This window comes from Microcella sp. (genome assembly GCF_033763155.1).
Taxonomy (GTDB): Bacteria; Actinomycetota; Actinomycetes; order Actinomycetales; family Microbacteriaceae; genus Microcella.
Genome location: NZ_JANRKZ010000113.1, coordinates 1 through 5346, shown reverse-complemented (window position 1 = coordinate 5346; position 5346 = coordinate 1). Strand labels below are relative to the sequence as shown.

The following is a 5346-nucleotide window of genomic DNA, read 5'->3' as shown; positions in this document are numbered from 1 at the left end:
GCTTCTCTGGCTGGCGTGGAGCGAGTCGCACGTTGCCGAAGGGTGGCGCCGCGATGCGGCCGGGTTTGGGGTCGCGGCGGCCGAAGCCAATCGAGCGCTCGACGCCGTCGTGGCCGTGTTTACGGCGGCGGCCACGATTGTTGACACGGTGCCCGACGCGACCGTCGAGTCGTTTCTCGCGCGCGTGCTTGACAGTGATGTGGGTGACGACCTGCTCGCGCCACTGCGGGGCGACGACGCCGTGCTTGTCGCGACACCGTCGGCGGTGACGGGGCTCGACGCCGATGTCGTCATCATTGCGGGGCTCACCGAGGGGGTGTGGCCCAATACGCGCGTGCGGGGCTCGTTGCTCGGCGCTCCGCTCATCAGTCGCGTTGCGCGAGGCCTGCCGGTTGACGATCTCGACGAGCGTCGCATCGTGCTCGACGACGAACTGCGCATGTTCACTCTCGCCGCCACGCGCGCGCGGCGACAACTCGTTGTCACGGCGACGGCGGGCGACGACGATCAGCCGAGTGCCCTCTTTGCGCTCGTGCGCGAGCACGCGCGGCGCGAGCGCGCCGACGCACTGGGTATTGCCGACGCTGACGCGAGTGCCGAGTCGGCCGCGGCGCTCGATGCCGCCATTGCCGCCTCGAGTGCGCGGCCCGTGCGGGCGCGCTCACTGCGCCGCATAGTGGGCCGATTGCGCCGTGAACTCGTTGACGATGATCGCTTGGCGCGTGACCGCGATCGCGGTGAAGCGGCCCTCGCCCTGGCGCGCCTCGCGGCCGAACGGGTTCCTGGAGCGAGCCCTGAGTCGTGGTGGGGCCTCGTTGGCCCGTCGACCGAAGCGCCGCTCTTTGCCGACGACGACGCTGTCTCGCTGTCGCCCTCAAAGCTCGAGTCGATCGAGCGCTCGCCGCTCGACTGGTTTCTCGATCGCATCGCTCCGGCCGAAACGGGCCCGGCCATGGGCATCGGAACGATCGTGCACTGGGCGATGGAGACGGCGGCCCAGCCCGAGGTCGACGACATCTGGGCCGCAATCGAGAGTCGCTGGAGCGAGCTCGTCTTCGAGTCACCCTGGCTTGCCGAGCAGCAGCGCCGGCTCGCGCGTCGCTACGCCGTGGGCGTGGCCGCTTACTTGCGCGACGCCGAGGCCGAGGGGCGCGGACTCGTCGCCGCCGAACAGCGCTTCGAGGCCATCGTCGACCGCGCGCGCATCGCGGGTGTCGTCGACCGAATCGAGGTGGATGCCGACGGCGGCGTGCGCATCATCGATCTCAAGACGGGCCGACCGCTCACGAAACAAGCCGACATCGACGAGCACGCTCAGCTCGGGGCCTACCAACTCGCCTATGCCGACGGTGCGTTCGACGAGGTGCTCGACAGCGTGCTCGAGGGGCTTCCGCATCACCCCGGCGGGGCGCGGCTGCTCTACGTGCGCGAGGGCGTCAAGGGCTCTGACTACCGCGAAGCCGTGCAGCTTCCGCTCGATGAGCAGCGACTCGAGGGCTTTCGCGAGCGGGTGCGTCAGGCGGTCGCGGCTATTGCGGTGGCGCGACTCACGGGCGTGCGCACGGTCGACCGGTTCGACTTCGCGGCGCGTGAGCACCGCATCCACCGTGTGGGGCCGGTGACGGGCGATGAGTGAGGCACAGCGCATGACCTTCAGTGCGATCGACATCGCCGCGGCCCTGGGCCAGCACGCCCCCACCGACGAGCAGCGGGCCATCATCGAGGCGCCGCTCGAGCCCGCGCTCGTGGTCGCGGGGGCGGGGTCAGGAAAGACCGAGACGATGGCGGCGCGCGTGCTGTGGCTCGTTGCGAATGGGCACGTGGCACCCGAGCAGGTGCTCGGCCTTACCTTCACTCGCAAGGCCGCGGGTGAGCTGGCGGCGCGCATCCGTCAACGACTGGTTCAACTCGGCTCGTCGGGTCTGCTCGGGGCGTCGACCGTTGTCGTCGACGCATTCACCCAGCCGACCGTGGCGACCTACAACTCGTTCGCCTCAAGCCTGTATCGCGATCACGCCGTGCTGATCGGGCGAGACCCCGACGGAGTCGTGCTGCGAGAGGCGAGCGCCTGGCAACTCGCCCGCGAGCTCGTCACGGCGGCCCGCGACGACCGACTGGCCGACCTCGACCTGAGCGTCGACAAGATCACGGCGACGGTACTGCAATTGGCCCACGCCGTCGCGGAACACGACGCCGATATCGCCGATGTGCGTCGCGTGATCACCGACTTTCTGGGCGTTGCCGACCTGCCCCTCGGCGATCGCTTCGAGCGACGCGCTGACCTCGAGAAGCTGCTCGCTCTCGGGGCGACACTGCCGATCATCGACCTCGTTGAGAAGTTGCAACAGGTCAAGCAGCGCGATGGCTATGTCGAGTTTGCCGATCAGGTGAGCCTGGCGCTATCGATCGTGAGGCGGCACGGGGGTGTCGCCGAGCAACTGCGCGATCGCTATCGGGTGGTTCTGCTCGACGAATATCAAGACACCAACGTGGCGCAGACGTGGTTGCTCGCCGAGCTCTTTGGCGGCACTCCGGTCATGGCGGTGGGCGACCCGCACCAGTCGATCTACGGGTGGCGCGGCGCGAGCGCCTCGAACCTCGACGACTTCGCCCAGCGCTTCACGACCACCGCCGGCGAAGCCGTCGGTCGCTACTCGCTCAGCACGTCATGGCGTAACGGCACCGTCATTCTTGCGGCGGCCAATGAATTGGTTGCCCCGCTCACCGCCCGCGGGGGAGTGGCCGTGGCCACCCTGCAACCGTCGCCGGTCGCGAGTAGTGAACCCATCGACGTTGAGTTTGCGGAGACCGTGCACGATGAAGCGCGCGCCGTCGCTGCGTGGCTTGCCGAGCGGGTCGCTGAGCCCCCGCCGGGCAGCGCGCCCGGCGCGGTCGATTCCGAGGGCCGGCCCCTGCGGGCGAGCGCCGCCCTGCTCATGCGCAACCGCACGACACAACCCATCTTTCTCGCCGCGCTGCGCGAGGCGAAGGTTCCCGTGCACGTGTTGGGCATCGGCGGGCTGCTCGAACAGCCCGAGATTGCCGATCTCGTCTGCGCGCTCGCGGTGATCGACGATCCGGCTGCGGGCACGGAGCTCGTGCGTCTGCTCGCGGGCCCGCGGTGGCGCATCGGCGTGGCCGATCTGCACGCGCTCAGCCGGGTCGCCTCGTGGCTACGCGACCGCGACCTGGCGCAACGCGCCTTCAGCGACGAGGTGAAGGAGCGACTGCGCGCATCCGTCGCCCGCACCGACGGCGTCTCGCTCGTCGACGCGCTCGACTTTGTGGCGACGGCGCCCGACGGTCACTCGCAGCTGCAGGGTCTCACGTCCGTCGGTCTCGAGCGGTTGCGGGATGCCGGGCGCTTGTTCGCGACCTTGCGCACCCGCACGGCCCTCGATCTGCCCGACCTCGTGGTGGCGGTTGAGCACGACCTCATGCTCGACATCGAGGTGGCGGCAAACCCCGCGCGGTCGATGGGTGAGGCGCCCCGCGAGGCGTTCTTCGAGGCACTCGACGGGTATCTGGCACTGGCCAACCACGCGACCCTGGGGGGATTCCTCGGCTGGCTGCGCGAGGCCGAATGGCGAGACAACCTGTCGCCACGCTCAGAAGATCCCGAGCCGGGAACGGTGCAAGTGTTGACGATTCACGGCTCGAAAGGCTTGGAGTGGGATCACGTCGTTGTGCCGCGCATGGTCGCTGACGAGCTGCCGAGCAAGCCGCGCGACGGCACCGTGGGCTGGTTGCGACTCGGGGTATTGCCCTATGAGCTGCGCGGCGACGCGAGCGAGCTGCCGGTGTTTGCGTGGCGCGGTGCCGAGACGCGCAAAGAGTTGCTCGAACGCCGTGCGGTGTTTAGCGACGAGGTGGCTGCGCACCTCGAGCGTGAAGAGCGCCGATTGGCCTATGTGGCCGTGACGCGGGCTCGGCACCGGCTGTTGCTCACGGGCTCGTTCTGGGCCTCGCAGTCGCAGGCGCGAGGGCCGAGCGCGTTTCTCGCTCCGCTCGTTGAGCGGGGCATCATCGCCGACCTGCCCGATGTTCCGCAGAATGACGTGAACCCCACGGTCGACGACAGCGGTGATGAGCCGTGGTGGCCGCTCGACCCGTTCGGTCAGCGTCGCGAGCGCGTGCTCGCGGCCGCAGAGCGCGTGCGTGCGGCTGACCCAGCGGTTCGGGGAGACGACCGGCGAGGGTGGCAGCGCGAGATTGACCTGTTGCTGGCCGAGCGCGCCGAACGCCTTGCCGCGAGCGGTCGAGTGACCGTGCCGGTGCGGGTACCGGCCTCGTCGTTCAAAGACTTCATCACGGCTCCGGCCGAGGTCGCCGAACGTTTACGGCGCCCGATGCCGCAGCGTCCCTACCGCGCCACTCGGCTGGGCACGGTGTTTCACCGCTGGGTCGAACAGCGCTACGGCCTTGCCGCGATGCCCGACGCCGTCGACGGGCTCGACGCCGAGTTCGACCTTGCGGCGGGCGGGCTCGCGGGGGCTCTCTCGGGTTCGGTCGCGGGCGGCGGTGGGGCTGACGGTATCGATGCGGATGCTCTGCTCGCGTTGCAGGCCACCTTCGAACGGGCGGTGTGGGCCACGCGTACTCCGATCGATGTCGAGCGTGAACTGCACCTGCCCTTCGAGGGGCGCATCGTCATTTGCAAGATCGATGCTGTGTACTCGACCGACCCCGACTTCGACCCCGTGCGCGATGGATCCGGCGGCCCCGGGTCAGCGCGTCGCCCGCGCACGGTCGAGATCGTCGACTGGAAGACCGGCAAAGCCCCGCGCGACGACGCTGATCGCGCGGCAAAGGAGTTGCAGTTGGCGCTCTACCGCCTCGCCTACGCGCGGTGGGCGGGTATGCCGCTTGATGCCGTGACGGCGGCGTTCTATTTCGTGGCCGACGACGCCGAACTGCGGCCGACCTCTCTGCCCGACGAAGAAGAGCTGCGCGCTCTCTGGCGGGCGGCGATAGGTACGAACTAGTCGGCCGCGCTGCCGGCCGCGCTGCCGGCCGCGCCCGGTCGCCTCGCCACGGGGCTGTGCGGCCGCCTCGCCACGATACCGCCGTGCCCTCCCTGGCGCGGCCCCACAGTCCGAGCCGGAGCGCCCTCTTTTCTTGTGTGAAACGCGTTTGACGTCAACACGGTTTCACACAAGTAGAGCGGCGGTGCGGGATCTCACGGCCGAGGGGAGCGGTTGCGCGAGGTGGCTGATTCTCTTCAGCCAGTGTGCCTCCCGCGGCACGTGCCGCCACAGGCACACAGCCTGCGTGCGATTGCTGGCGTCGATGCCGCGACATCACTGGTCGTCACGCGGTGGGTGGGGCCGCGAAGCGCGTGCGGTA

General features: G+C 69.4%; 2 protein-coding genes. Both read left to right on the top strand.

Annotation, left to right across the window (positions count from 1 at the left end; all coding sequences use genetic code 11):
• Positions 1–1636: PD-(D/E)XK nuclease family protein (locus SFU54_RS05125; RefSeq protein WP_319015222.1), on the top strand; the 1636-nt coding region annotated here is incomplete at its 5' end.
• A gap of 10 nt (positions 1637–1646) precedes the next feature.
• A complete protein-coding gene (locus SFU54_RS05120; RefSeq protein ID WP_319015221.1) occupies positions 1647–4985 on the top strand; it encodes an ATP-dependent DNA helicase in 3339 nt (1112 codons plus the stop codon).
• Positions 4986–5346 lie beyond the last annotated feature (361 nt).

What these genes read in the sequence shown, in the direction of transcription:
- SFU54_RS05120 (WP_319015221.1), top strand. Translation starts at nt 1,647, where the DNA reads ATGACCTTCAGTGCGATCGACATCGCCGCGGCCCTGGGCCAGCACGCC.